Source organism: Microbacterium sp. 8M, assembly GCF_902506375.1.
In the GTDB taxonomy this organism is placed as follows: Bacteria; Actinomycetota; Actinomycetes; order Actinomycetales; family Microbacteriaceae; genus Microbacterium.
The window spans coordinates 3135178-3161407 of record NZ_LR733284.1 but is presented as its reverse complement, the minus strand read 5'-3'; the positions used below and the strand labels follow the sequence as shown (position 1 = coordinate 3161407).

The window sequence follows — 26230 nt, the reverse complement described above, 5'->3', positions numbered from 1 at the left end:
CCGGCTCAGCGCGCTTCGTCCGCCTGCTGACGCACCGCCACCGGTTCGGCGTCGACCGAGAGACCGACGACGTCGCCGTAGGCGGGACGGATGCGCGCGGAGTGCTGGACGCGCACCAGGGCGCCGTCCGCGGTGCGCACGAGGGTGCGGCGCATGCTCCCGAGGAACATGCTCTCCTCGACGGATCCGGTCACGACCGCCCCCGCGGCGTCGACGAGACGCACGTTCTCCGGGCGTAGAAGCACGTCGACGTCCCCCGTGGCGGGCGTCTGCAGCGGCAGGTCGGTGCCCCAGACGCGCACGGACGCGCCGTCGGCGACGCCGCGGACCACGCTGGACAGGCCCACGAAGGCCGCGACGTGCGCGGTCGCGGGACGCAGGTACAGCTCCTCCGGCGTGCCGATCTGGTCGATCCGCCCCGCGTTCATCACGGCGATCCGGTCGGAGACGCTGAGCGCCTCCTCCTGGTCGTGCGTCACGAACACGGTGGTGATGCCGAGGCGCAGCTGGATCCGGCGGATCTCGTCGCGCAGCTGCACGCGCACCTTCGCGTCGAGCGCCGACAGCGGCTCGTCCAGCAGCAGCACGCGGGGCTCGGTCACCAGGGCGCGGGCGAGTGCGACGCGCTGCTGCTGTCCGCCGGAGAGCTGATGCGGGTACTTGTCGGCGTGCGCGTCGAGGCCGACCAGGGCGAGGGCGTCCAGCGCCCGCCGGCGGGCCTCGGGCGTGGCGACGCGGCGCCGGCGCAGCCCGAACGCGGTGTTGTCGACGACGCGCAGGTGCGGGAACAGCGAGTACGACTGGAACACCATGCCCAGGTCGCGCTTGTTCGTCGGCACGCCAGAGACGTCCTTGCCGCCCAGCAGCACGGCGCCGCCGTCGGCGCTCTCCAGCCCGGCGAGCACGCGCAGCAGCGTCGTCTTGCCGCAGCCCGAGGGGCCGAGCAGGGAGACGAACTCGCCGGGCGCGATGTCGAGGTCGATCCCGTGCAGCACCTGCGTGCGGCCGTAGCTCTTCACGATGCCGTCGAACTGGACGCGGGTGCCGTCGGCGCGATCGGCGAGCAGGGAGTTGTCCGCGGTGCGGGGGAGCGCGATGTCGCTCATGAGCCGGCCTTTCCGGAGCGGCCGCCGGCGGCGCGTCCGATGATGAGGAGCAGGAGGAAGCTGAACGCGAGGGCCATCAGCGCGAACATCGCCGGGGCCCAGCCGTCCTGTTTCTGCACGACCACGAGAGCGGTCTGCAGCACCTCGCGGTTCAGCAGGGAGGCGATCGTGTACTCGCCCAGCACGACCGCGATCGACAGCAGCGATGCCGCCAGCAGGCCCTGGCGCAGGTTCGGCGCCAGCACGCGCAGCACGACGGTGATCCAGCCGGCGCCGAGCGAGCGCGCGGCCTCGGCGAGCGTGGTCATGTCCACCGCGTCGATCGACGCCTGGATGGAGCGGTAGGCGAACGGCAGCACGGTGATGCCGTAGGCGAACGCGAGCGTCCAGGCGCCGGTGCCGAGCGCGCGCCCGATCTGCAGGTAGATCGGGGTGAGGCCCACGACGAGCACGATCGCGGGGATCGAGATCGGCAGCAGCACCGCGAACTCGAACACCGGCCGCAGCCGCGGGAAGCGCAGGTTCACCAGGATCATCGTCGGCGCGAACAGGAGCAGCACGATGAGCACCGTGACCACGGCGAGGATCAGCGAGTTGCCCAGCCCCGTCCAGATCGGCTGGTAGACCGAGGCCTGCGCGGGGTCGCCGAGCGCGGCCCAGTGCTTCACGGTGAAGGATCCGTCCTGGGCGCGGAACGTGTAGAGCAGGGTCGCGATCAGCGGGATCAGGAAGAACAGGCCGACGACGATCCCGATGATCCAGCGGGTGAGGGCGGAGGCGCCGAGGCGGTTCATGACTGCCACCTCGAAGCCCGGCGCTGGACCAGCGAGTACAGCCACATCACGATCCCGACGATGACGATCATGCCGAGCGCGAGAGCGCCGGCGAGGTTCTCCCGTCCCAGCACGGTCTCGCTGGTGAGGGCGGCCCGGATCTGCAGCGGCACGATCTGCGCCCCCTGGCTCGCGAGCGCCGCGGCCGTCGCGTAGGACGAGAACGCGTTCGCGAACAGCAGCAGGAAGCTGGCGAGGAAGGCGGGGGCGAGCACGGGGATCCCGATCCGCAGCCAGAAGCTGGCGCGCGTGCCGCCGAGCGTGAGGTTGGCCTCGGCCCACTGCGGCTTCAGCGCCGACAGCGCAGGCATGAACGTGATGACCATGAGCGGGATCTGGAAGTACAGGTAGGGCAGGATCAGGCCGGGCAGCTCGTAGATCCACGGGCCGTCGGCGTAGAGGGAGATCCCCGCGTCCTTGAGCAGCTGCGTGATAACGCCCTGCAGCCCGATCGAGGCGATGAACATGAAGGCGAGCATCACCCCGCCGGTCTGGGCGAGCACGCCGGAGGCGGCATCCACGACCGTGCGCACGGCGCCGGCCGGGTTCAGGCCGAGGAGGGCGTAGCAGACGAGGGCGCCGACGACGGCGCCGATCGCGGCGGTGAGCAGCGAAAGCCCCGCCGAGTTCGTGAACGTGAGCAGGATGGTCGGATCCGCGAGCGCGGAGAGATTGCTCCAGGTGAACGCGCCGTCACGGGTGAAGAACCCGGTCGCCACGGCGAGCAGCGTCGGCAGCGCGAGGAACAGCAGCAGGTAGGCGGCGAACGGCACCAGGCCGAGCGCCGCGAGGATGGACGAGCCGCGCCGGGCCGAAGCGCGAGGCTCCGACCCGGCACGGGTGGCGGCGGGCGCCGCAGCGGCGGTGGAGGTCACTGGACCGCCGCGGCCCACTTCTCGCCGAGCAGCTTGCCGGCCGCGGTGCTCTGCGCCTCGGTCGGCACGACGGTCTCCTTGGGAGCCGCGGGGAGGGCGGCGGCGAGCGTCTTGTCGATCGTGCCGGCCTTGGTCATGGCGTCCATGCGCGCGGGGCGGGCGCCGCCCTTGAGCCACAGGTTCTGGCCCTCGTCGCTGTAGAGGAACTCCTGCCACAGTCGCGCGGCCGCCGGGTGCGGAGCGGACTTGTTGATCGCCTGGTTGTAGTACCCGGCGTAGCCGGTGCCCGGCAGCACGACCGTCTTCCAGTTCTTGTTGTCCTTGACGTGGGCGGCGTTCAGGTAGTCCCAGTCGAAGACGACCGGGGTCTCCCCGCTCGCGACGGTCGCGGTCGTGACGTCGACCTTGAGCAGGTTCCCGGCCTTCTGCAGGTCGGAGAAGAAGTCGATGCCCTTCTGGTAGTCGTCGAGCTTGCCGCCCGACTGCACGGTGGCGAGGCCGACCGCGGCGAAGGCCGCACCGGCCTGGGTGGGGTCGCCGTTGAGGGCGACGGCGCCCTTGTACTCGGACTTCTTCAGGTCGTCGAGCTTCTTGGGCTCCGGGAACTTGGAGGAGTCGTAGCCGATCGACATGAACCCGCCGTAGTCGCCGGTGAACAGGCCCGTCTTGTCCTTGAGATTCTCGGGGATCTCGTCCCACTTCTCCACCTTGTAGGCCGCGAACTTGTCGGTGTTCTGCAGCGTCACGGTCAGGCCGAGGTCGAAGACGTCGGGAGCGGTGTCGAGGCCGTCGTTCGTCTTGGCGGCCTGGATCTCCTCGGCGCTGGACGCGTCGGGGGAGGCCTCGTTGATCGCGATCTTCGGATACTTCTTCTTGAAGGCGTCGATGATCTCGCCGTAGTTGGCCCAGTCGTGCGGGAGGGCGATCACGTTGAGCTTGCCCTCGGCCTCGGCGGCCTTCTGAAGGTCGGCAAGGGTGCCGAAGTCCTTGAGGGAGGTCGCGGTGGACGCCTTCGCGCCGGTACCGGCGGTGCCGCTCGGGTCGGCCGAAGCGGATCCGGAGCAGGCGGAGAGCAGGAGCGCGGCGCTGGCGGCCAGCGCGATGCCGGCGCCGATGCGGGCGCGACGGTTGCTGATGAGCATGGTTTCCTCTCGGTGTCCGGCGCGGGCGCCGGGGTCGGGTCGAGAGGAATGTACGGCGGGCGGGTTACCGGTGTGACGGAGACGGGTGAACGAGCGATGAACGCCGGGGATCCTTCGCGCGATCCGGTGTCCATGGCCGCGGTCGCGGGTCGGGGTGGTTGGATCGGAGCATGGATCTTCCCGACGCGATCGACCTCGACGGCGCCACCCTCATCCGCATCGACGCGCCAGAAGATGTCGCCTGCTGGACGGCGGGCGTCGCGGGAGGCGACGGCGGATGGACGGTGAGCATCGTCGCCGAGCCCGCGGAGCCGCCGAGCGACGAAGCACGCGAGACTGCTCAGGGCGTCGTGGCCGAGTTCGCGGCGCTCAGCGACGCCGCGATCCGCTTCCTCGTGCAGGAGCTGCAGGATCCCGGTCTGTCCGACGACGATCGCGCACTGCTGGCGGCCGAGGAGCCGCCGTTCGGGGCACCTGAGGCGGTCGTCTGGCAGGACGGCACCTGGATGATGCGCTTCGCGGAGACCGGCCTGCAGATCGGCGACGAGTACGGCATCGGCGTGATGTTCGCCGGCCGCACCCCGGTCGCGATCGAGGACCTCTCGGATCCGGACGAGGCCTGACCGTTCGTCGAACCGACGATCACGAACCGGTCCCTGAGCGTCCTTCGTCTCGCTTCGCTCGCTCAGGAACCGACTACGGGGCGCTCAGCCGCCGACGGGCGCGCGATACTTGAAGCCGAGATGGGATCCGGCGAAGCCGAGCCGCTCGTAGAACCGGTGCGCGTCGACCCGCTTCGCGTCGGAGGTGAGCTGCACGAGCGGACTGCCGAGCTCGGCGGTCGCCACGTCCATGACCCAGCGCATCAGCGCGGATCCGACGCCGCTCGAGCGCAGCCGCGAGCTCACCCGCACGGCCTCGACGAGCAGCCGGGTGGAGCCCTGACGGGACATGCCGGGGATGCGGGTGAGCTGGAAGGTGGCGACGACCGCGCCGTCGTGCTCGGCGACGAGCAGATCGTTGGAGCCGTCGGCGAGCACCGACTCCAGACCCGCCGCATAGGCGGGCAGGTCGTCATCGGAGGCCGTGTCGCCGCGGGCGGCGCTGATCTCGTCGTCGGCGAGCAGCGAGACGATGGCTGCGGTGTCGTCCGGGCGGGCGCGACGGAGCATCACCCTCCCGATCCGGGTGTCCAGCGGAACGGGAAGGGTGAGCTCTGTCAGCATGCTCGGCTCAGGCCTCGACCGTCTCGAGCGCCTCGTCGGGCTCTGCGACGACGTCGACGCCGGCCTCCTTGCGCTGCTCCGGGGTGATCGGGGCGGGCGCGGCCGTGAGCGGGTCGAAGCCGTTGCCGGTCTTCGGGAACGCGATGACCTCGCGGATCGACTCCGTCTTCGACAGGTGCTGCAGGACCCGGTCCATGCCCAGCGCGATCCCGCCGTGCGGCGGGGCGCCGAACTTGAAGGCGTCCAGCAGGAAGCCGAACTGCTCCTGAGCGACCTCGTCGGAGATGCCCATGACCTCGAAGACGCGCTTCTGCACGTCCTCCCGGTGGATGCGGATGGATCCGCCGCCGAGCTCGGAGCCGTTGCAGACGATGTCGTACGCGTAGGCGAGGGCGGATCCGGGGTCGGTGTCGAAGGTGTCCTCGAACTCGGGCTTCGGGCCGGTGAACGCGTGGTGCACGGCGGTCCAGGCGCCCGCGCCGACGGCCACATCGCCCGAGGCGACCGCGTCGGCGGCGGGCTCGAACATGGGCGCGTCGACGACCCAGGTGAAGGCGAACACGTCGGGGTCGAGGAGGCCCAGGCGGCGGCCGATCTCGACGCGGGCGGCCCCGAGCAGCGCGCGGGACTCCTTGGCGGAACCGGCGGCGAAGAACGCGCAGTCGCCGGGCTTCGCGCCCACGAGGGCGGCGAGGCCCGCCTGCTCGGTCTCGGACAGGTTCTTCGCGACGGGGCCGCCGAGGGTGCCGTCCTCGTTGAAGAGGACGTAGGCGAGCCCGCGGGCGCCGCGCTGCTTGGCCCAGTCCTGCCAGGCGTCGAGAGCCTTGCGCGGCTGCGAGGCGCCGCCGGGCATGACGACCGCGCCCACGTAGTCGGCCTGGAACACGCGGAACGTCGTCTCGGAGAAGTACTCGGTCGCCTCGACGAGCTCGAGGCCGAAGCGCAGGTCCGGCTTGTCGGATCCGTACTTCGCCATCGCCTCCGCGTAGGTGATGCGCGGCAGGGGGGTCTGCACCTCGACGCCGATCGTGGCCCACATCGCGCGGATGACGGCCTCCATCATCTCGATGACGTCCTCCTGGTCGACGAAGGCCATCTCGATGTCGAGCTGGGTGAACTCCGGCTGACGGTCGGCCCGGAAGTCCTCGTCGCGGTAGCAGCGCGCGATCTGGAAGTACTTCTCCACGCCGCCCACCATGAGCAGCTGCTTGAACAGCTGCGGGCTCTGCGGCAGGGCGTACCAGCTGCCCGGATGCAGGCGCGCGGGCACGACGAAGTCGCGAGCGCCCTCGGGCGTGGAACGGGTCAGGGTCGGCGTCTCGACCTCGGTGAAACCGCGCTCGTGCAGCACGTCGCGCAGCGCCTTGTAGACCTGGGAGCGCAGCTGCAGCGGCGCGATGGCGGCCGGGCGGCGCAGGTCGAGGTAGCGGTGCTTGAACCGCACGTCCTCGCCCACCGGGTCGGTCTCGGCGAGGCCCGACGACACCTGGAACGGCAGCGGTGCCGACTCGTTGAGCACGACCACGTCCTGCGCGACGATCTCGATCTCGCCGGAGGGCAGGTTCGGGTTCTCGTTGCCGGCGGGACGGCGGGACACCTCGCCGGTCACCTGCAGCACGAACTCGCTGCGCAGCGGGTGCGCGATCTCCTCGTCGCGGATGACCACCTGGGCGATGCCGCTGGCGTCCCGCAGATCGATGAAGGCGACTCCTCCGTGATCACGACGGCGATCGACCCACCCCGCGAGGGTGACGGTCTGACCGATGTGCTCGGCTCGCAGGGAGCCTGCCGTGTGGGTGCGAAGCACGGATTACGCCTTCCAAGGAGGGAAAAGGGATACCGGCCATTCTACGGGGACGCGCCGTGTGCCCCGGAGGGAGCGGGCCCGGGCGGATCACTAGACTCGCCGCAGCAGCACCATCCACTCACTTCGGAGGGCCAGACCATGCACCTCGTTCCGACCGACGACCCGACCGACGCCGCAGGCAACGTCTACGCGGCGATCTTCTCCGGCACCACCAGCGTCTGGGCGCTGATCTTCTACATCCTCCTCGCGATCGCCCTGTGGAAGGTCTTCACCAAGGCCGGCTACCCGGGGTTCCTGGCGATCATCCCGATCGTGAACCTCGTGTTCCTCGTCAAGGTCGCCGGGATGAGCGGCTGGTTCTCGCTGCTCTACCTGATCCCGATCGTGAACATCATCTTCTCGATCGTCGTGGCGGTGAAGGTCGGCAAGAACTTCGGCAAGGGCGGCGTGTTCTCGTTCTTCCTGCTCTGGCTGTTCTCGTTCATCGGGTACTTCATCATCGGATTCGGATCCGCGCAGTACCGTCGCGCCTGATCGGGCGGCCGCACTGAGCTGATGCCCGCATCCCGACTGCACCTCGTCCGGCACGGCGAGGTCGACAACCCTGCGCACGTGCTGTACGGGCGTCTTCCCGGCTACCACCTCAGCGAGGCGGGCCGGCGGATGGCGCAGGCCGCGGCCGACCACGTCGCCGCGCTGGGCCGGCCCGTGTCGGGCCTGCGCTGCTCACCGCTGGAGCGCACGCAGGAGTCGGCGGAGCCGTTCGCCGCGGCGTTCGCCCTGGCGCCGCGCCTCGAGGAGCGGATCATCGAGCCGTGGAACGTGTTCGAGGGCACGCGGATGCGCCGTGCCCTGATGAACCCGTGGAACTGGCGGCACCTGCGCCGCCCCTCGGTGCCGAGCTGGGGCGAGCCGTATGCCTCGATCGCGGCCCGCATGCGCGCCGCCATGGACGACGCCTGGCACGAGGCCGACGGCGGCGACGTGGTGTTCGTGTCGCACCAGGCGCCGATCTGGATCGCGCACCTGTCGATCGCCGGGCTGCCGCTGCGGCACGATCCGCGCTCCCGCCGCTGCGCGCTGTCGAGCGTCACCTCGTTCGAACGGGTCGGCGACGTGTGGCGCGAGGTCGCCTACGCCGAGCCCGCGGACGCCGGGATCGACCTCGGGGCGGTCTGACCCCGGCGCGGTCCGGCTTCGGAGGGTTCAGCTCCCGTCGACCAGGGTGTCGCGCACGGCGACCACCCCGCGCAGCGTCTCCTCGTGCGAGGTGCTGAGCGGGGAGAGGCCGAGGCGGATCCCGTCCGGGAACCGGAAGTCGGGGATCACGCCCTCGCCCCACAGGCGCTGCGTCACCGCCTGGAAGTCGGGGTGACCGATCGTGATGTGCCCGCCGCGCAGGGCGCTGTCGCGGGGGCTCAGCAGCCGCACGCCGAGCGGGGCGAGCAGCTCGTCCGCGGCGCGCACGGCGAAGTCGGTGAGCGAGACGGACTTGGCCCGGACCGCATCGATGCCGGCCTCGGCGATCAGGTCGAGCATGGCCTGCATGGCGAGCATGCTCGTCACCGGCGGCGTGCCGCTGAGCAGCTGCCGGATGCCCGGGGTCGGTGCATACTGCGGCCCCATGGCGAAGATGTCCGCGGCGCTCCACCAGCCCTGGATGGGCTGCCGGATCTGCGGCTGCAGGTCGTGGCGCACATAGGCGAAGGCCGGGGATCCGGGTCCGCCGTTCAGGTACTTGTACGTGCAGCCGACGGCGAGGTCCGCTCCGCAGGCGTCGAGTTGCACCGGCACGGATCCGACCGAGTGGCACAGATCCCACAGCATCAGCGCGCCGGCGTCGTGCACCCGGGCGGTGATGGCCGCCATGTCCGCCAGCGCGCCGGAGCGGTAGTCCACGTGGCTCAGCACGACCAGCGCCGTGCGGTCCGAGAGCTCGGGCGCGAGATCGTCCACCGTCACACCGCGCACGGGATCCGGCCGCACCCACGCCAGCTCCATGCCCAGCTCATCCGCGACACCCGCGGCGATGAAGCGATCGGTCGGGAAGTTCCCCTCCTCGATCACGATCCGGGTGCGCGCCGGGTCGCCGGCGGCGGCCGCCGCGGCGCCGGCGCGGATGAGCTTGTACAGCAGCACGCTCGTCGAATCGGCCACGATCGTCTGGCCCGCGGCGGCACCGAGGGTCACCTCGGCGATCCGGTCGCCCAGACGCTCGGGGAGCGCCATCCACTGCTCGTCCCAGGAGCGGATGAGGCGGGTGCCCCAGTCCTCGCGCACGAACGCGGCGAGCCGCTCCGGCAACACCGCCAGCGGCCGGCCCAGCGAATTGCCGTCGAGATACGCCTGCACCCCAGGCGCCTCCAGGAACGCGTCCAGGTGCGCGCGGAGCGGATCGGCCGCGTCCAGGGCGCGCGCGGTGGCGAGCAGCCCGGCGGCGGTGTCGGTGGAGACGGGGGCGGGGTCGCTCATCGGATGCCCTCCGGGTCGGCGGGTTCGAGGTGGACGGGTTCGAGGTCGAACGGGTCGGCGTCGCGAGCGGGCATCCGGAATCGCCGGCCGTCGGTGGCGGCGACGGGCACGAGGGCGCGGATCAGCGCCGCGCCGCGGATGCCGGCGTCCCGCAGCGCGTCGAGCTCGCCGGGGTTCAGGTCGACCGGGGTGTCGCCGTTGCCCATGTCGGTGCCGTAGCGCACGGTGCCGCCGTGGGCGTGGAACCGGCGCACGTTGTCGATCGCGATCTCGCGCGCCTCGCCGTCGTGGATGCCGAGGGTCGAGATCCAGGCGATCCGGCCGGCCTGCCGCGCCACCTCGTCGTCGCTCAGCCGCTCGGTGAACGGCGCGTGCGCGAGGGCCCGCACGCCGAGCCGCGGCATGCGCTGCGCCTCGCCGGGCCCCTCGGCGTGAGCGACGACAGGCAGGCCGAGCTCGTCGGCGGCGCGGACGATCCCGGCGACGAGCTCGTCGCTGAACACGGGGCCCGCCGTGCTGTTGCTGGCGACCTTGATGACCGATGCCCCGGCGCCCTTCATCTCGGCGACGGCGGCCGCCGCGTCCTCGAGCGTCGCGACCTCGCGGACGGATCCGGCCGGCGCCCAGTCGCGATCCGAGGGATACCCGCCGGGCGGGGTGAGGAAGGCGCCGGCGTACGCGATCGAGATGCCGCCGGGGTCGTGCCCGAAGCGGGCCGAGACGGCGCCGGCGATCCGGGCGATCTCGTCGGGCGCGGATCCGAGATCGAGGCCGCGGCCGAGCCGGGTCGACTCCAGATGGGTGATGTCCACGAGCTGCAGGTGCACGTGGTGGTCGGTGAAACCGCCGATGTAGAGGGGTTCCGCCATGCGGTCACCGCCCGATCTCGGTGCGCACGGCGTAGAGCTCCGGGAAGAACGTGAGATCGAGCGCCCGCTGCAGGAAGTCGACCCCGCTGGATCCGCCCGTGCCGATCTTGCGTCCGATCGTGCGGGTCACGGTGCGCAGGTGGCGGAAGCGCCAGAACTGGAAGTTGTCCTCGACGTCGACGAGTTCCTCGCACGCCTCGTACAGGTCCCAGTGCTCGTGCGGGTGCTCGTAGACCTCGGTGAGCACCGGCACCAGCGAGTCGTGCATGCGATACGGCTGGCGCACATCGCGCTCGAGGATCTCGGCGGGGATCGGCAGACCCCGCCGCGCGGCGAAGCGGAGGAACTCGTCGTACAGCGTGGGACGCTCCCACTCGGCGGTGAGCAGCGCGAGGTTCTCGGGATGATCCCGGAACACGCTGAGCATCCGCTCGTTCTTGTTGCCGAGGGCGAACTCCACGGCGCGGTACTGCACCGACTGGAAGCCGGAGGAGTTGCCGAGGTCGCCGCGGAACTGCGCGTATTCGGTCGGCGTCAGCGTGGCCAGCACCGACCACTGCTGCGTGAGCACCTCCTGGATGTGCTTCACGCGGGCCATGTGCTTGAGCGCCGAGCGCAGGTCGTCCTCGGCGAGACGGTCGCGGGCCGTGCCGAGCTCATGCAGCACGAGCTTGAGCCACAGCTCGGTGGTCTGATGCTGGATGATGAACAGCATCTCGTCGTGGTGCTGCGGGACGCTGACGGGGTGCTGGGCGCTGAGCAGCCGGTCCAGATCGAGGTAGGAGCCGTACGTCATCCGATCCTTGAGATCGGTGACGATGCCCTCCTCGAGCGCGCGTTCGTTCGCGGTCCTGCTGTCCGGCACCGGGCGACCTCCTCGTCGTGATCACGTCCAGTATTCCATCGGCCGCTGAGGAGGATCCTGAGGCGGGCTAGGGTGGGAGCGACAGCGCCTAGGGTTCCGGGGTCCGCCCGACTGGTCCGAGCGGCGCCACGTCGGCTCTTCGTGGGGGCGGCGTCATCTGAACGGACAAAAGCCTGGAGGAACCACGTCCGTCGCGCCCGCGGCGGACCGGAGGTTCCCATGTCGCTCGTCGCTTTCGTCCTCGTCTTCTCCGCGGCCTTCGCCCACGCCGGCTGGAACGTGATCGCGCACGGCGTGAGCCGCGCGGGCTATCCGTTCCTGTGGTGGGGCGCCCTGTCGAGCACGCTCGTCTGGATCGGGGTGGTCCCGTTCACGGGCGGCCTCGGGACCGCCGACCTCGGCGCCTTCGCGCTCGGCGTGCTCGTGTCCAGCGCGCTGCACGTCGCGTACATGGTGGTGCTCCAGCACGGCTACCGCGTGGGCGCTCTCTCGACCGTGTACGCCACCGCGCGCGGGACGGGGCCGTTCCTCTCGGTGATCGTCGCGATGCTGCTGTTCGGCGAGCGGCCGTCGCCGCTCGCCCTGGTCGGCGTGGCGGTCGTGATCGGGGGGATCGTCGCGATCGGCTTCGTGGATCGCGCGGGGTCCGCCTCTGCGGTGTCCTCGGCGCCGGGCGACTCCGCCCCGGTCGGTGCGGCGCGCCGCGGGATCGACCCCGGGCTCCTGTTCGGGCTGCTCACCGGCGTCGCGATCGCGGGCTACACCGTCTGGGACGCGTTCGTCGTGCGGTCGCTGTCGCTGAACCCGGTGGCCTTCATGGTCGGCACGACGCTCGCGCAGCTCCCGTTCTACTCGGTGGCCGTGCGCGGGCGCTGGAAGGGCGTGGCGGCGCTGGGACGCGCGCAGTGGCGTCGGATCCTCGCCTTCGGGATCCTCTCTCCGCTGTCGTACATCCTCGTCCTGCACGCCGTGCAGCTCGCGCCGGTCGCGCTCGTCGCACCGCTGCGCGAGGTGAGCGTGGTGCTGGTGAGCCTGTTCGGCGCCCTCGTCCTCCACGAGGGCAGTCCGGCGTGGCGGATCGGCGCCTCGGCCGTCGTCGTCGCCGGGATCGCGCTGCTCGCGGTGTGAGCCGCCGGATGCTCAGGCGCCGACGGCGCGCAGGTACTGGCCGTCGGGGGAGATCCCGGAGCCGGAGACCGTGAACCGCACGATGCTGGAGAGGTACCGATCCTCGCTGGCCTCGAAGACCCGGCCGTCGGCATCGCGCGAGGTGCGGCTGAGGCGCAGGATCGGCGTGCCCAGCGGCACCTGCAGCAGCGTCGCATCCTGCTCGTCGGCGGCCACCGCGTCGATCTCGTGCTGCAGGCCCACGATGGGATGTCCCTGCGACGCCAGGAACTCGGTGATCGAGATCGCGTCGGTATCGACGGAGAGCAGCAGCCGGCCGACCTCCTCGGTGTAGCAGAGCCTCTCGAGCATGGTGGGGCGGTCGTCGAGGAAGCGCAGCCGGGTGACGCTCACGATGGTGTCGTCCGGATCCACGCCGAGCGCCTGGGCCTTCTCGGCGCCGGCGCGGCGCAGGCTCAGCTCCTGGGTGCGCGCGCCGGGGCGTGCGCCCAGTTCGCGCGCCCACCGGGTGAACGGCACCGACACGTCCACCGCCTGCGTGGCCTTGCGTTCGACGACCCGAGCGGGGCGGCCGCGGGTGGTCTCGATGAGGCCCTCCGCGCGCAGCGCCGCGAGGGCGTTGCGGATCGGGCCTCGCGAGGTGCGCCAGCGGTCGGCGAGCTCGGCCTCGGTGGGCACGGCGTCACCCGGTCGCAGGCTGCCGGAGGCGATCCTGGCGCGCAGGTCGTCGGCGATCTGGGTGTAGACAACCTCGGGCACATAGGCATACTACTTCGTCATCACCTGCGGAGACATCCGCGTTCCTGCGGTGTTCACTCAGGAGAATCGCGGGTGAACAGTCGGGGAACAGGCTCGAGATAGGTATACATCTCGAGCTCGACCTTGAGAGAGTCGTCGAGGATTCCCTCCGCACCAGAACCCGAAAGGTCCTCATGAAGCTTCGCGCTCTCACCCTCGCGGGCGGCGCCGCCGTGCTCGCCCTCGGTCTCGCCGCGTGCTCCGACACCGCCGGCGCCGCCACCGGCACCGACACGCCTGCCGCCGCGAACGGCGGCTACGCCGTCGACGCGAACACCCTCGTCTTCGGCGTCGTGCCCGACTCGGTCGACACGCAGACCAACTATCAGCCCCTCATGGACTACATCGCCAAGGAGACCGGCAAGAAGGTCGAGTACCACGAGTCGACCGACTACGCGGCGCTCATCGAGGCCGCCGTGGCCGGCAAGGTCGACGTCGCCTCGTTCTCGGGCTTCACCTACATCACCGCCACCAACGCCGGCGCGAAGCTGACCCCGATCTCGTCGATCGTCACCAAGCAGGGCCAGGAGCCGGGCTACTACTCCGAGGCGATCGTGCCGAAGGGGTCCTCGATCACCTCGATCAAGGACTTCAAGGGCAAGAAGGTGTGCTTCGTGGATCCTTCCTCGACCTCGGGCTACCTGTTCCCCAGCTACAACCTGCTCAAGGACGGCATCGACCCGAAGACGGGAGTCACCCCGGTCTTCGCGGGCAAGCACGACGTGAGCGTGCAGAAGGTCGGCGAGGGCACGGAGTGCGAGGCGGGCTTCGCCGAGGACTCCGAGGTCGCCAAGAGCGACAAGGTCACGGTCGTCGACAAGACGATGGTGCCGGGGGCCCCGCTGGTCTACAACTCGGCGCTGCCCAAGGAGACCGCGGACAAGGTCGTCTCCGCCCTCAAGGAGATCACGATCGACGACATCGTCAAGGCGGGCATCAAGGGCGCGGACAGCGACGCGTTCAAGGCCACGTTCTACGCCACCAAGCCGGTGGACGACAAGTACTACGACATCATCCGCGACATCTGCGAGAAGACGAAGGCCGACCAGTGCAAGAAGTGATCTGAGGATCCCTTCCCGGGCCGCCGGCATCCTCCGGCGGCCCTCCTGCCTACCCCCGACCCAGGAGCCCGACATCATGAGCACCCCCGACTCGCCCGACCCGGTCATCCGCCTCGCCGGCGTGACCAAGCGGTTCGGAACCACGACCGCATTGAAGGGCGCCGACCTCGAGGTGGCGCGCGGGGAGATCGTCGTCCTGCTCGGCCTCTCCGGATCCGGCAAGTCGACGCTGCTGCGGCACCTCGACGGCTTGGAGACGCCGACCTCGGGTGCGGTCGAAGTGCTCGGCTCCTCCGTGCCCGCGCTGAAGGGCAAGGCGCTGCGGGCGCTGCGCAGCCGTGTGGGCTTCATCTTCCAGCAGTTCGAGCTCGTGCCATCGCTGACGGTGCTGGAGAACGTGCTGACCGGGTCGCTCTCCGCGGTCCGCGGGCCGCGGCTCGGCCTCTGGGGCTACGCGAAGGACGCGAAGCTGCGCGCCCTGGGGCATCTGGAGCGCGTGGGGCTGCTGGAGCGCGCCTACCAGCGCAGCGACACCCTGTCCGGCGGGCAGCAGCAGCGCGTCGCGATCGCCCGCGCCCTCATGCAGCGCCCGGAGATCCTGCTCGCCGACGAGCCGGTGGCCTCGCTCGATCCGGAATCGAGCGACCAGGTGATGGCGCTCATCCGCGAGATCGCCGCCGATCAGGGCCTCACCGTCGTGTGCAGCCTGCACCAGGTCGACCTCGCGATCAGCTGGGCCGACCGCATCGTGGGCCTGCGGCACGGCGAGGTCGTGCTGAACACCCCGACGAGGGATCTGAGCAAGGCCGAGGTCATGGAGATCTACGGCCGGGTCGCCACCACCACGGCCGACCTCACCGCGGTCGCCCACGAGCTCATCGAGCAGGGCATCGCGACCCCCGCCACGGCCGCGTCGACCGGAACGGCCGTAGCGGCCGGCCCCGTGGCCACCGGGGCGCGCGCATGACCGCGGTCGCCGCACCCCGGCGCGAGGGGTACGTCGGCGGGCTGCTCTCCCGCGCTCCGCGCCCGGGCGTCTCGCCCGAGCGGGTCGCGGCGTCGCTCACCCTCGTCGCGCTCGTCGGGCTCGGGATCGCATCGCTCGTGCAGAGCGGCTTCTCGCTCACGGGCGTGTTCCAGAGCTGGGGCAACGCCCAGCGCTTCATGACCCGCGTGGGGGCCTTGAGCTTCCCTGCCCCGCTCGACCTGCTCTGGCTCATCGCCCTCACGGTCGGGCTCGTGCTGGTCGGCACCCTGGTCGCCGCCGTGCTCTCGGTGCCCATCGCCTATCTCGCCGCCGCGAACACGACCCCTGGCCCGGTCTGGCGCGGCATCGCCCGCTTCCTCGGCGTGCTCACCCGCTCGATCCCCGACGTCGTGCTGGCGATGGCGTTCGTGCTGATCTTCTCGCTGGGCACGCTCCCCGGCATCCTCGCCATCGGGATCCACTCGATCGGCATGATCTCGAAGATGTTCGCGGACGCGATCGAGCAGATCGACGAGGGCCCACGTCTCGCGATCCGCGCCGCCGGCGGCACGAAGCTGCAGCAGTTCACGGCGGGAGTGCTGCCGCAGGTGCTGCCCAGCTGGGTGGCCACCGTGCTGCACCGCAACGACATCAACCTGCGCGGCAGCGTCGTGCTCGGTTATGTGGGCGTCGCGGGCCTGGGCCTGGAGATGTCGTACGCCTTCAAGGCCCTGAACTACGGACGCGGGCTCGGGATCGCCCTCGTGATCTTCGTGCTCTGCGTCGTGATGGAGATCGTCTCCAGCGCGGTGCGCGGGGCGATGCTCGGCGAGACCGCGCAGACGCGTTCGTGGATCGATCGGATCCTGCATCCGCGCCTGCTCGGAACCAGGACACCGGCCTCGCCGGCGGCGCCTGGGAGCGTCGCCACACCCGGCTGGGCGACGTCGCCGGCCGCCGCGGTGCGCCGGCCGTGGACGTCCGAGCGCCGCCGCAACACGATCGCCGGATGGATCGCCGTGGCGATCGTCGCCGGCAGCGTGCTGGTGTGTCAGATCCAGTGGGGCGACCTTCTCACGGTGTGGGCGAAGATTCCGGAGACCGCGGCGAAGTTCTGGCCGCCGAGCTTCGGCGCCTACGACGCGTCGGTCATGCTCGGGGCGATGCGCGACACGATCGCGATCGCGCTCGCCGCCACGGTGCTCACGCTGCTGCCCTCGCTGCTGCTCGGATCGTTCGCCGCGCGCAACGTCGCCCCGAACGGCACGGTGCGCGGGACCGCCCGATTCCTGCTCGTCGGCATCCGCGGCATCCCCGAGCTCATCCTCGCGATCGTGCTCATCGTCGTCACCGGGCTCGGGCCGACCGCCGGCATCGTCGCGCTCGCCGTCGGCGGGATCGGCCTGCTCGGCAAGCTGATCGCCGACTCGTTCGAGGAGGTCGACCGCGGGCCGGAGCGTGCGCTGCGCGCGGTCGGGGCGACCCGGTTGCAGACCTACACTGCCGCGACCGTGCCGCAGGGGACGCGCGCCCTCATCGGGCACAGCTTCTACATGCTCGACACGAACATCCGCGCCGCGACGATCCTCGGCATCGTCGGTGGCGGCGGGGTCGGCTACTACCTGCTGAACGCGGGACAGGGCTCGCGCTACCCGGTGGTGACGGCGATCGTGCTGATGATCCTCGCCACGGTGCTCGTGGTGGAGGGACTGGCGATGTGGATGCGGAGGGTCTTCCGATGAGCGCGTTCGACTCGGGGCTGTGCCCCGTGCGCGACCGCCTCGACGTCGCGGTCGTCGGATCCGGGATCGTCGGACTCGGCGCGGCTTATGCGGCCGTGCGCCGCGGCCTGCGCGTGGTCGTGGTGGATCGCACCGACCGCCCGGTGGGCGCGACGATCCGCAACTTCGGGCACCTCTGCATCGGCGCCCAGGACGGGCCCGCACGTGCGTACGGCGAGGCCTCCAGGGCGCTGTGGCTGCGCCTCGCCGCCGACGCCGGCTTCTGGGTGCGGGAGAGCGGCACGCTGGTGGTCGCCCGCGCCGACGACGAGCTCGCGCTTCTGGGGGAGGCGGCGGATGCCGAGTCCGCCCGCGGCGAGGAGGGCATCCGGCTGCTCACCGCCGCCGAGATCGCCGCGCTCGCCCCCGTGCGGTCGGACGTGGCGCGGGGCGGCGCGCACGTGCTCGGCGACCTGCAGGTGAACCCGCGCGAGGCCGCGGGCGCGATCGTGCGCCACCTGGTCGCTCTCGGCGTGGAGTTCCGCTTCCGCACCGCCGTCACCGCCGTGCGCACCGGCGTGGTGCGGACCACCCGGGGCGACGTCGCGGCCGACCACGTGGTCGTCGCGGTCAACCACGACCTGGACCAGCTGCTGCCCGAGGTCGCGGAGCGCGCCGGCGTCATCCGCTGCGCCCTGGACATGATGCGCGTCTCCGCCGACCTGCGGGCGCCGCTGTCGGCTCCGCTGCTCACGGGCTGGTCGCTCGTGCGCTACCGCCGGTTCGCGGAGCTCCGGTCGGCGACGGCGCTGCGCGAGCGGCTGCACGCCGAGCGGCCGGAGCTCGCCGCGCTCGACCTGAACCAGATGTACACGCAGCTCCCCGACGGGACTCTGCTCGTGGGCGACTCGCACCACAAGGCCGTGCAGCCGGGCCCGTTCCAGCCGGAAGCGGCCTTCGACGCGTTCCTCTCCGAGGCGGAGGCGCTCTTCGACGTGCGCGACATCCGCGTGCTGGAGCGCTGGCAGGGCGTCTATGCCGCAGCCGGCTCGGAGTTCCTCGTCGAGGAGGTCGCACCGCGCGTGCTCGCGCTCGCCGCCACCACGGGCATCGGCATGACCACGGGGCTCGGCCTCGCCGAGCTCGAGACGTCGCGCGTCTTCGGCTGGGACGCGGCAGAATCCGCACCCGGATCCGCATCGATCGTCGGATCCGCAGCCCCGCACACGTCCGCCACCGCCGGCGGCATCGGATCGCCCGCCACCGCCGGCGGCTTCGCACAGCCCGCCACCGCCGGCGGCATCGGAACGTCCGCCACCGCCGGCGGCTTCGCACAGCCCGCCACCGCCGGCGGCATCGGAACGTCCGCCACCGCCGGCGGCATCGCACAGCCCGCCACCGCCGGCGGCATCGGAACGTCCGCCACCGCCGGCGGCATCGCACAGGAGGAGAACGCATGAGCCCGCACACCCCGATCGAACTGGTCGTGCTCGACATGGCGGGCACCACCGTGCTCGACGACGGCGTCGTGGAGCAGGCGTTCCAGCGCGCCGCCGAGCGCACCGGTGTCGCCGCGCGCATCGGCGGGGACGACGCGCTGCAGTACGTGCGCGACACCATGGGGCAGTCGAAGATCGACGTGTTCACGCACCTCGCCGGCGGCGACGTCGCCGCCGCGGAACGGGCGACCGCCCAGTTCGAGGCCGCCTACGCCGAGATCGTGGCCGAGCAGGGGGCGACGGAGATCCCGGGCGCCGCGGATGCCATCCGTGCGCTGCGAGCCGCGGGGCTCAAGGTGTGGCTGACCACCGGCTTCGCCCCCGTCACCCGCGACGCGCTGCTGGATGCCCTGGGCTGGCATGACCTCGTCGACGGGGCGCTCTCCCCGGTGGACGCAGGACGCGGCCGGCCGGCGCCCGACCTCGTGCTCACCGCATTGCTGCGCGCGGGCGCGACGTCGGTGCGGGCGGTGGCCGTCGTCGGGGACACCGTCAGCGACGTGGAATCCGGTCGCAGGGCCGGCGCCGGGTTCGTGGCCGGCGTACTGAGCGGAGCGCACGACGCGGCCGCGCTCGCAGCGGCGGAACCCGACGCGGTGATCCCCGACGTGACGGCCTTGGCCGCGGTGCTCGCCGAGCGTGGGCTCGTCCCCGCCCTGACGCCGAGCGCGGCGGGCTGACGTGCGCGCGGCCCTGGTCCGCCCCGCCGAGGGAGTGCACCGGCACGACGTGCCCCTGCGGCCCGCCGCCGTCGCGATGGCGTGGCTCGGCGTCGGCATCCCGCACGAGGTGCTCGCCGTTCCGGGCGTGGCACTCGGCCGGCACGACGTGCTGATCGCCGTGGAGATGTCGACGATCTGCGGATCCGACATCCACACCGTGCAGGGACGACGCCACGCTCCGGCACCGCTCATCCTCGGACACGAGAGCGTCGGCCGGATCATCGCGATCGGCGACGAGGGCGCGCGCGCCGTGGACGGTGCGGAGCTGCACGCCGGCGACCGGGTGGTCTGGTCGGTGACCGTCTCCTGCGGGCACTGCGACCGCTGCCTGGCAGGCCTCAGCCAGAAGTGCCGGACGCTCGCGAAGTACGGGCACGCGCGCATCGAACCGCGCTGGGAGCTCACCGGCGGGTTCGCCGGTCACGTGCACCTGCGGGAGGGGACGGCGATCGTGCGCGTGCCGGAGGCGCTCCCCGCGGCCGCCCTGGCACCGGTCTCGTGTGCGACCGCGACGGCCTGGGCCGGCATCGCGCGGGGCGCCGCGCTGCGCGGCCGCGGCCGTCCGGATCCGGCTGCCGCCGGCTCGGAGGAGACCGCCGTGCTCGCGTGCGAGCGCGTGCTCGTACTCGGCGCGGGGCTGGTCGGGCTGACGGCGGCTGTGATCGCCGCTGAGCTGGGCGGGCAGGTGCGCATCGTGGATCCGGATCCGGGCCGGCGCGCGTTCGCCGAGCGGTTCGGGCTCGCCGCGCTCGCCCCGGACGACGTCGCGGAGGAGGGGTTCGACCTCGTGGTGGAGGCATCGGGGCACGCCGTGCGCGCGGCGCTCGACGCCGTCGACGTGGGTGGTGCGGTGGTGCTGCTCGGCAGCGTCTTCCCGGCGGAGCCGGTGCCCCTCGACGCCGAGCGCATCGTGCGCGGCCTCATCGCGGTCGCGGGGGTGCACAACTACACGGGCGCCGAGCTGCAGGCCGCAGCCGCGTTCATGGGCGGGCGAGGGCGTGCGTATCCGTTCGCCGATGCCGTGGGCGCCGTGCATCCGCTGGCAGCGGTGGACGCCGCCCTCGTCGAGGCGGCCGCACCCGGCGCGCCGCTGCGGATCGGCCTCACGCTCCGCTGAGGCGCGCACGCCCGCTGTTGGAGGCGCACGCCCGCTGCTGAGGGCGCGCGCCGCCCTGAGGCGCACATCCCGTTCAGGTCGCAATATCTGCGCTTCCGGGCGCCTTTTTGCGACCGTTTTTGCGACCTGAGCGAGAGGAACTGAGAGAGGACCTGAGAGAGGACCTGAGGGAGAGGAACTGAGGGAGAGGAACTGAGGGAGAGGACCTGAGAGAGGACCTGAGCGAGAGGACCTGAGCGACAGGATCTGAGCGACAGGAGGGGCGAGCGAGGAGCGCGGATGCGGGCGATGCCCCGGTCCGTGCCAGGCTGGAGGGGTGACTTCTCAGGAACCGCGGCAGCAGCCCGCGCTCGGGGTGCTGCTCGTCGTCGGATCCTGCTTCTCGCTCCCGTTCGGCGCATCCGTGGCGACGACGATCTTCCCGGCGCTCGGATCGTGGGGCGTCACGGCGCTGCGCGTGCTCATCGCCGCGATCGTCGTGCTGCTCATCGCCCGTCCGCGGCTGAGCCGGTGGAACCGGCGGCAGTGGACGGCCGCGGTGCTGTTCGGCATCTCGCTGGCCGCCATGAACGGCTGCTTCTACGCGGCGATCGACCGGATCCCGATCGGTCCGGCCGTCGCGATCGAGTTCCTCGGGCCGCTCGTGCTGGCGGCCGTGCTCACCCGCCGCCTCGCCGACGCGATCTGGGTGGGCGTCGCACTCGTCGGGATGGCGCTGCTCGGCGTGGACGGGCTGACCGGTACGGCGGCGCTCGATCCGATGGGCGTCCTGTTCGCCCTCGTCGCGGCGGCGTTCTGGGTCATGTACATCCGGATGAGCACCCGTGTCGGCGCGCTCACCACGGGCACGGAAGGGCTGGCCGTGGCGCTCGCGGTCGCGGCGGTGCTGCTGCTGCCGTTCGGCGTGCCGGCCGCCATCACCGCGGTGGGGGATCCGCGCGTGCTCGGACTCGCCGCCCTCACCGCCCTGCTCGCCTCGGTCATCCCGTACATCCTGGAGCTCGCGGCCCTGCGCCGGCTGCCGCAGCGGGTCTTCGGGATCCTGCTCAGCCTGGAGCCGGTCTTCGCGACGCTCGCCGGCCTGCTCGTGCTGGGCCAGCACGCGTCTCCGCTGCGGCTGGTCGCGATCGCCCTCGTCGTGGTCGCGAGCATCGGGGTGACCGCCGGGGCGCGCCGCCAGGGCGCGGGCCGTGACGAGGAGCCCCCGTCGCCGCTCACCGGGTCCATCCCCGTCGTCCCGGACTGACCGGATCCCCGACGGCGTAGCCTCGGAGCATGAGCGCCCTCACCGATCTCTTCGGCATCCGCACCCCCGTGATCCTCGGGCCGTTCGGCGGCCTCAGCTCCGTCCGGCTCACGGCGGCGGTGAGCGAGGCCGGCGGGCTCGGCTCATACGGGCTGTACGGCTATGACGCCGACCGGATCCGCGCCACGATCGCGGAGCTGAGGGCGGCCGCCGGGGCGCCGTTCGCCGTGAACATCTGGCTGCCCACGGGCGACGAGGTCGCGCCGGGGCCCGAGCACGAGGGGTACGCGGCCGCGCTCGCGCCGTTCTTCGCCGAGGTCGGCGTCGAGGCCCCGGCGCGCCCCGAACGGTACCTGCCTCCGCTCGAGGAGCAGGTGGATGCGATCCTCGAGGCGGCGCCGCCGGTACTGAGCGTCGTCTTCGGCGTGCCCTCGGCGGCGCTGGTCGAGGAGGCGCACCGGCGCGGCATCCGCGTGGTGGGCACGGCCACGACCGTCGCCGAGGCCCGCGTGCTCGCGGAGGGCGGTGTCGACGCGATCGTCGCGACGGGCGCTGAGGCCGCGGGGCACCGGGTGTCGTTCCTCGGACCGGCGGAGGAGTCGCTGGTCGGCCTCTTCTCGCTGCTGCCCCAGGTCGTGGGCGCCGTCGCGGTGCCGGTGATCGCGGCGGGCGGCATCGCGGACCGCCGCGGAGTGGCCGCGGCCTTCGCCCTGGGCGCGCAGGGCGTGCAGGTGGGCACGGCCTTCCTCGGCACGGCGGAGTCGGCGGCCACCGCCGCGCATCGCGACGCGATCCGCGCGACCCCGGCGGAGGGCACGGTGCTGACGCGCGCGATGAGCGGGCGGCTCGCCCGCGGCGCGCGCAACCGGGTGGTCGCCGAGATCGAGGCCGCCGGATCCATCGCGCCGTTCCCGGCCCAGAACTGGATCACAGGGCGCTTCCGCACGCCGGCGGGGGAGCAGAACCGGGGCGATCTGCAGTCGCTGTGGATGGGGCAGTCGGCCCCGCTCGCCCGGTACGGCACCGCCGCGGAGGCGTTCACGGAACTGGCCGCAGGCGTGCCGCGGGACTGACCCCGCACGCGGGAACAGGCGACCGCGCCGCGTCAGGCCAGGGTACGGGACCCGACCACCACGCGGGAACAGGCCATCACGCCGGAACAGGCGACCGCGCAGCATCCCTGCCTGTTCCGGCGCGTCTGCCTGTTATCGCGATGATCGTCCGGGGGGGGGGCGACGTCCGTGCGCCCTGTGATCGCGGCGGCTGCGCGCGTCAGAGGATGACGGTGGAGCGGCCGTGCACGATGACGCGGTCGTCGGCGTGCCACTGCACCGCGCGCGCGAGCACGAGGCGCTCCACGTCGGCGCCGCGGGCCTGCAGCTCCGCGGCGGAGTCGGCGTGCGTCACTCGGGTGACGTCCTGCTCGATGATCGGGCCCTCGTCGAGGTCGGCCGTGGCGTAGTGCGCGGTGGCGCCGATGAGCTTCACGCCGCGCTCCTTGGCGCGGGCGTAAGGGTTCGCGCCGATGAACGCAGGCAGGAACGAGTGGTGGATGTTGATCACCGGTGCGCCCAGGCGCTCGATGAAGTCGTCGGTGAGGATCTGCATGTAGCGGGCGAGCACGACCAGATCCACGTTGCCCTGCAGCAGCTCGAGCTGGCGCCGCTCCATCTCCGGCTTGTCGCCCGACGAGATGTGCACGAACGGGACGCCGAACGAGCGCACCGACTCGGCGAGGTCGGGGTGGTTGGAGACGACCATGGTGACGTCGATGTCGAGCTGCCCGCGCTGGGTGCGCCAGAGCAGCTCCATCAGGCAGTGGTCGTACTTCGAGACGAAGATGGCCACGCGCTTGCGCTTGGAGGCGTCGTGCAGCGACCAGTCCATGCCGAAGCGCTCGGCGACCGCGGCGAGGTCGGTCTCGAGAGCCGGACGGGCGGCGGCAAGACCCTCGCGGTGGATCACGGTGCGCTGGAAGAAGCGCCCGCCCTCCGCATCGGTGGAGTGCTGGTCGAGCGAGATGATGTTCACCTCGTGCGCGGCGAGCACACCGGCGACGGCCGCGACGATGCCGGGCTGATCGGCGCACGTGATCAGCAGTCGGGCGGTGTCGGGCTGCGCCATGGCATCGTCTCCTTGCAACGGGGGTGTGCGTCGATTCTGCCGTGCCCGCGGGCGCGAGGCGAATCGCCCGCGCCCGCACGACGAATCGCTCGCGGCCGCACCTGTTCGGCAGACGCGCGGAGGGGACCCGGGCGCGGTGCCCGTGCCCGGGTCCCCTCCGTGTCGTCGTCCGATCAGTTGCCGCCGAACTCGGCCAGGGTCAGCGTCTGGTCGCCGGGCCGGGTGAACGAACCCGCCTGCGCGGTGCGCGAAGCACCGTGCGCTGCGGGCTTGTCCCACGAGCGGCCGGGGGTGGTGGCCGCCGCGGAGGTGTCGATGCCCAGCACGAGCCCCGAGTAGCGGTTCACGAGCCGGATGGATCCGGTCGGCTCTCCGCTGACCGGGTCGGTGTTCGGCACCACGAACCACTGCTGCCCGACTCCGGCCGATGCCGCGTCGGTGAGCGTGAGCGTGGCGCCCCAGGCGCGGCCGGCGGTCGAGGAGGCGTCGACGCCCAGCAGCGTGCCGGCCTGCGTGGCGATCGTGTACGCGCCGTCGCCCGTCGCCGTGAACGTCCACGCGCCGTTCTTGCGGTTCACGGCACCGGCCGTCTTCAGCGTGGCGCCGTCGCCGGCGACCGACAGCTTGCGGCCGTCCGCGTTGGCGATCGTGTAGGCCTTGCTCGTGTCGATCGGCGCCGCAGGCGTCACCGAGGGGCCGGCGTCGATCGTGATGTTGGCGAGCTGGGCGTAGGCGTCGCCCATGCAGCCGAACGAGCAGTAGGAACGGAACGACTTGCCCACGATCGCCGAGCTCGTCTTGTTGGCCGGGTCGACGAACCACCGGTACCAGGACGCGGTCGTGTACGCGGATCCGGTGTCGCCGAGGCGGAACCACTTCTGCGTCGCGAGGTTCTTCGTGGCGTAGAACTCCTGGGGAGCCTTGCCCGACTGGTCCGGGTTCTGCGGCTGGCCGATGTACAGGCCGAGGTAGGCGTCGTAGGTCACGTCCATCACGAACAGCGGCGAGGTCGGCGGCATCTGCCCCTTCTTGATCTGCTGCTGCGCGGTGCCCGGGGTGTTCGGGTCGTACTCCTCGTCGACCGGGGTGTACCCGGTCTGGCTGTCGTCCGTGACGGGCACCATGTTGCTCTCCTTGCCGGAGATTCCCGGCTCGGTCCAGGTGCCGTCGTACCACTTCTGCCAGGTGCCGGTCGCCATCTTGCCGGAGATCGGGGCACGGGCGACGTGCTCGTAGAAGGCCACCCAGCTGCCGGTCTTGTTCACCACGCGGGAGCCGTAGAACGCGTAGAAGTAACCGGACGCGTAGTCGACGTACAGGCGCGGGTCGCCGTCGCCGTAATAGTAGGTCTGCTGCGGGAACGCCGCGGTGTCACCGCGCTCGGTGCTGTACGGCGAGGTGATCGCGTGGCCCGGGATGGTCCAGGTCTTGCCCTGATCCGTCGAGACCGCGTAGTCGATCGCGTCGTAGTGCAGACCGTCGCCGAACGGCTTGGGCGTGAACTCGTTGTGCACGAGGCCGTACCAGTCGCCGGTATCGGGGTCGACCCACATCTGCGTGATGTCGCAGTAGTTCGGCTGGGTGTAGCTGGATCCGGCGGGCGCCTTCGTCGACTCCACGCCGGTCGGGCTGGCGTTGCAGAAGTCGGTGGTGTCGGGGTTGGTGCCGGCCGCGTTGAGCGCCGCGTCCGGCTTCGCGGTGTCGAAGTCCGTGCCGGTGTACCAGTTCCACTGCCGGATGTCGCCGTTGCTGCCGTCGGGTTCGTTGTAGTAATTCGCGTGCGACTCGCCGAAGTGGAACGTGCCGTCGGCGTCGATGAAGGGGCTGGCCGGCGTGTCGTCGGGGTACTGCCATGTGCTGTTGTCGACGGAGTCGGTCGTCACCGTGGCAGCGGCGGGCTTGGGCGTCGGCGTGGGGGTCGGCGTGGGCGTGGGCGTGACGATCGGGTCGGTGGTGTAGACGACGATCTCGGAGGCCGAGGCGTTGTTCGAGCCGTTGACGGCGTCGAGGATCTTGAACTCCACGTAGCGCGCCGTCACCGGCTGGGCGAACGTGACGTACTGGATCTGGGTGCTGCTCGTGGGCTGCGAGAACGTGGCGGTTCCCGCAGGCGTCCATGCGCTGCTCTCGCCGTCCTTCGCGACGGCGGGGTCGTTCGTGGTGAGCACCTGCACGTTCTTGGCCGGGCCGTTGTTCTGCACCTTGACGGAGTAGCCGAGCCCGGTGAGCGCGTGCGGGGCGCCGATGTCGAAGGTCAGGTGGTGCGGCATCGGATCCGGTGATCCGCCGTTGTAGTTCGAGGCCCACTGGGTGGAGTAGTCGCCGTCGAACGCTCCCTTCGCCGTGCCGTCGAGCGAGGGCGGCGCCGGGTAGGGCGCCGATTCGGAGTCGACGTCGAGCAGCGTGTAGCCCGTGTCGGGGAGCGCGGCGCCGGCGGGCGGGGTGCTCGCGGCGTGCGCCGGGGCCACCGCGCAGAGGGCCAGCGTCGTGGCGGCGATCGCGAGGGCGGCACCCCCGGCGATCGCGCCGTGCGAGCGGCGGGAGAGGGACAGGGTCTGTGGGGGCATCGGTCTTTCTTGCTGCATCGTCGAGGCGGGGAGAACACGGCTACGCTAACGCTGGGTTAGCGCAAACATCAAGATGTTTCCCGAA

The 26230-nt window shown here is 71.6% G+C and carries 24 protein-coding genes; 12 read left to right on the top strand and 12 right to left on the bottom strand.

Annotated features, from left to right (window positions below; all coding sequences use genetic code 11):
* Positions 1–5: 5 nt before the first annotated feature.
* Genes AERO9AM_RS14945 through AERO9AM_RS14930 form a run of 4 tightly spaced genes read right to left on the bottom strand, consistent with a single transcriptional unit; the run spans position 6 to position 3956 of the window.
* The gene (locus AERO9AM_RS14945) at positions 6–1106 is read right to left on the bottom strand and encodes an ABC transporter ATP-binding protein (protein WP_159576855.1); all 1101 of its coding nucleotides are present in this window, start codon (positions 1104–1106) and stop codon (positions 6–8) included.
* Positions 1103–1900 carry an ABC transporter permease gene (locus tag AERO9AM_RS14940; RefSeq protein ID WP_159576854.1) on the bottom strand — a complete coding sequence of 266 codons (798 nt, stop codon included), beginning with the start codon at positions 1898–1900 and terminating at the stop codon, positions 1103–1105. The genes AERO9AM_RS14945 and AERO9AM_RS14940 overlap by 4 nt, the downstream gene beginning before the upstream one ends.
* On the bottom strand, positions 1897–2814 hold the full coding sequence (locus tag AERO9AM_RS14935) for an ABC transporter permease (protein WP_442923265.1): 918 nt from the start codon (positions 2812–2814) through the stop codon (positions 1897–1899). Before AERO9AM_RS14935 ends, AERO9AM_RS14940 begins: the two co-directional genes overlap by 4 nt.
* A complete protein-coding gene (locus AERO9AM_RS14930; RefSeq protein WP_159576852.1) occupies positions 2811–3956 on the bottom strand; it encodes an ABC transporter substrate-binding protein in 1146 nt (381 codons plus the stop codon). Before AERO9AM_RS14930 ends, AERO9AM_RS14935 begins: the two co-directional genes overlap by 4 nt.
* Before the next feature lie 170 nt (positions 3957–4126).
* Between AERO9AM_RS14930 and AERO9AM_RS14925 the strand changes: the two genes are divergently transcribed.
* A complete protein-coding gene (locus tag AERO9AM_RS14925; protein WP_159576851.1) occupies positions 4127–4579 on the top strand; it encodes a hypothetical protein in 453 nt (150 codons plus the stop codon).
* Between the two features lie 84 nt (positions 4580–4663).
* Here AERO9AM_RS14925 and AERO9AM_RS14920 read toward each other — a convergent pair whose 3' ends face one another.
* Positions 4664–5182: a GNAT family N-acetyltransferase gene (locus AERO9AM_RS14920; RefSeq protein WP_159576850.1), complete on the bottom strand. Its 519-nt coding sequence runs from the start codon at positions 5180–5182 to the stop codon at positions 4664–4666.
* 7 nt (positions 5183–5189) lie between these two features.
* Positions 5190–6989, bottom strand: a complete 1800-nt coding sequence (gene aspS / locus AERO9AM_RS14915; RefSeq protein WP_159576849.1) for an aspartate--tRNA ligase — start codon at positions 6987–6989, stop codon at positions 5190–5192.
* A 138-nt stretch (positions 6990–7127) separates the two neighbouring features.
* Here aspS and AERO9AM_RS14910 point away from each other — a divergent pair, with 138 nt between their 5' ends.
* Both AERO9AM_RS14910 and AERO9AM_RS14905 read left to right on the top strand, forming a co-directional pair.
* Positions 7128–7523, top strand: a complete 396-nt coding sequence (locus AERO9AM_RS14910) for a DUF5684 domain-containing protein (RefSeq protein WP_159576848.1) — start codon at positions 7128–7130, stop codon at positions 7521–7523.
* Between the two features lie 21 nt (positions 7524–7544).
* Positions 7545–8168, top strand: a complete 624-nt coding sequence (locus AERO9AM_RS14905) for a histidine phosphatase family protein (RefSeq protein ID WP_159576847.1) — start codon at positions 7545–7547, stop codon at positions 8166–8168.
* Positions 8169–8195: 27 nt separating this feature from the next.
* Here the strand turns inward: AERO9AM_RS14905 and AERO9AM_RS14900 are convergent, their stop codons facing one another.
* Genes AERO9AM_RS14900 through kynA form a run of 3 tightly spaced genes read right to left on the bottom strand, consistent with a single transcriptional unit; the run spans position 8196 to position 11195 of the window.
* Positions 8196–9461, bottom strand: coding sequence for a kynureninase (locus tag AERO9AM_RS14900; RefSeq protein ID WP_159576846.1), 1266 nt, complete (start codon positions 9459–9461; stop codon positions 8196–8198).
* On the bottom strand, positions 9458–10330 hold the full coding sequence (locus AERO9AM_RS14895; protein WP_159576845.1) for an amidohydrolase family protein: 873 nt from the start codon (positions 10328–10330) through the stop codon (positions 9458–9460). Before AERO9AM_RS14895 ends, AERO9AM_RS14900 begins: the two co-directional genes overlap by 4 nt.
* Before the next feature lie 4 nt (positions 10331–10334).
* On the bottom strand, positions 10335–11195 hold the full coding sequence (gene kynA, locus AERO9AM_RS14890; protein WP_268892387.1) for a tryptophan 2,3-dioxygenase: 861 nt from the start codon (positions 11193–11195) through the stop codon (positions 10335–10337).
* Between the two features lie 219 nt (positions 11196–11414).
* On the opposite strand from kynA, the gene AERO9AM_RS14885 reads away from it, so the two are divergent.
* A complete protein-coding gene (locus AERO9AM_RS14885) occupies positions 11415–12323 on the top strand; it encodes an EamA family transporter (RefSeq protein ID WP_159576844.1) in 909 nt (302 codons plus the stop codon).
* Positions 12324–12335: 12 nt separating this feature from the next.
* On the opposite strand, the gene AERO9AM_RS14880 is transcribed toward AERO9AM_RS14885, so the two are convergent.
* The gene (locus AERO9AM_RS14880; RefSeq protein WP_159576843.1) at positions 12336–13082 is read right to left on the bottom strand and encodes a GntR family transcriptional regulator; all 747 of its coding nucleotides are present in this window, start codon (positions 13080–13082) and stop codon (positions 12336–12338) included.
* A gap of 173 nt (positions 13083–13255) precedes the next feature.
* Between AERO9AM_RS14880 and AERO9AM_RS14875 the strand changes: the two genes are divergently transcribed.
* The 8 genes from AERO9AM_RS14875 to AERO9AM_RS14840 all read left to right on the top strand — a co-directional run bounded on the left by AERO9AM_RS14875 (position 13256) and on the right by AERO9AM_RS14840 (position 22527).
* Complete coding sequence (locus tag AERO9AM_RS14875) at positions 13256–14182, top strand: phosphate/phosphite/phosphonate ABC transporter substrate-binding protein (RefSeq protein ID WP_159576842.1); 927 nt, start codon at positions 13256–13258, stop codon at positions 14180–14182.
* A gap of 76 nt (positions 14183–14258) precedes the next feature.
* Entirely contained in the window at positions 14259–15149 is an 891-nt protein-coding gene (gene phnC / locus AERO9AM_RS14870) for a phosphonate ABC transporter ATP-binding protein (RefSeq protein ID WP_159576841.1), read from the top strand.
* Positions 15146–16891, top strand: coding sequence for a phosphonate ABC transporter, permease protein PhnE (gene phnE, locus AERO9AM_RS14865; protein WP_159576840.1), 1746 nt, complete (start codon positions 15146–15148; stop codon positions 16889–16891). Before phnC ends, phnE begins: the two co-directional genes overlap by 4 nt.
* The gene (locus AERO9AM_RS14860) at positions 16888–18330 is read left to right on the top strand and encodes a TIGR03364 family FAD-dependent oxidoreductase (protein ID WP_201298657.1); all 1443 of its coding nucleotides are present in this window, start codon (positions 16888–16890) and stop codon (positions 18328–18330) included. Before phnE ends, AERO9AM_RS14860 begins: the two co-directional genes overlap by 4 nt.
* The gene (locus tag AERO9AM_RS14855; protein WP_159576839.1) at positions 18327–19049 is read left to right on the top strand and encodes a phosphonatase-like hydrolase; all 723 of its coding nucleotides are present in this window, start codon (positions 18327–18329) and stop codon (positions 19047–19049) included. Before AERO9AM_RS14860 ends, AERO9AM_RS14855 begins: the two co-directional genes overlap by 4 nt.
* A gap of 1 nt (position 19050) precedes the next feature.
* On the top strand, positions 19051–20208 hold the full coding sequence (locus AERO9AM_RS14850; RefSeq protein WP_159576838.1) for an alcohol dehydrogenase catalytic domain-containing protein: 1158 nt from the start codon (positions 19051–19053) through the stop codon (positions 20206–20208).
* A gap of 316 nt (positions 20209–20524) precedes the next feature.
* The gene (locus AERO9AM_RS14845) at positions 20525–21454 is read left to right on the top strand and encodes an EamA family transporter (protein ID WP_159576837.1); all 930 of its coding nucleotides are present in this window, start codon (positions 20525–20527) and stop codon (positions 21452–21454) included.
* A 29-nt stretch (positions 21455–21483) separates the two neighbouring features.
* Positions 21484–22527, top strand: coding sequence for an NAD(P)H-dependent flavin oxidoreductase (locus AERO9AM_RS14840; RefSeq protein WP_159576836.1), 1044 nt, complete (start codon positions 21484–21486; stop codon positions 22525–22527).
* Positions 22528–22726: 199 nt separating this feature from the next.
* Here AERO9AM_RS14840 and purU read toward each other — a convergent pair whose 3' ends face one another.
* Both purU and AERO9AM_RS14830 read right to left on the bottom strand, forming a co-directional pair.
* Complete coding sequence (purU, locus tag AERO9AM_RS14835) at positions 22727–23578, bottom strand: formyltetrahydrofolate deformylase (protein ID WP_159576835.1); 852 nt, start codon at positions 23576–23578, stop codon at positions 22727–22729.
* Positions 23579–23751: 173 nt separating this feature from the next.
* Complete coding sequence (locus tag AERO9AM_RS14830) at positions 23752–26145, bottom strand: discoidin domain-containing protein (RefSeq protein WP_201298656.1); 2394 nt, start codon at positions 26143–26145, stop codon at positions 23752–23754.
* Positions 26146–26230: the final 85 nt, after the last annotated feature.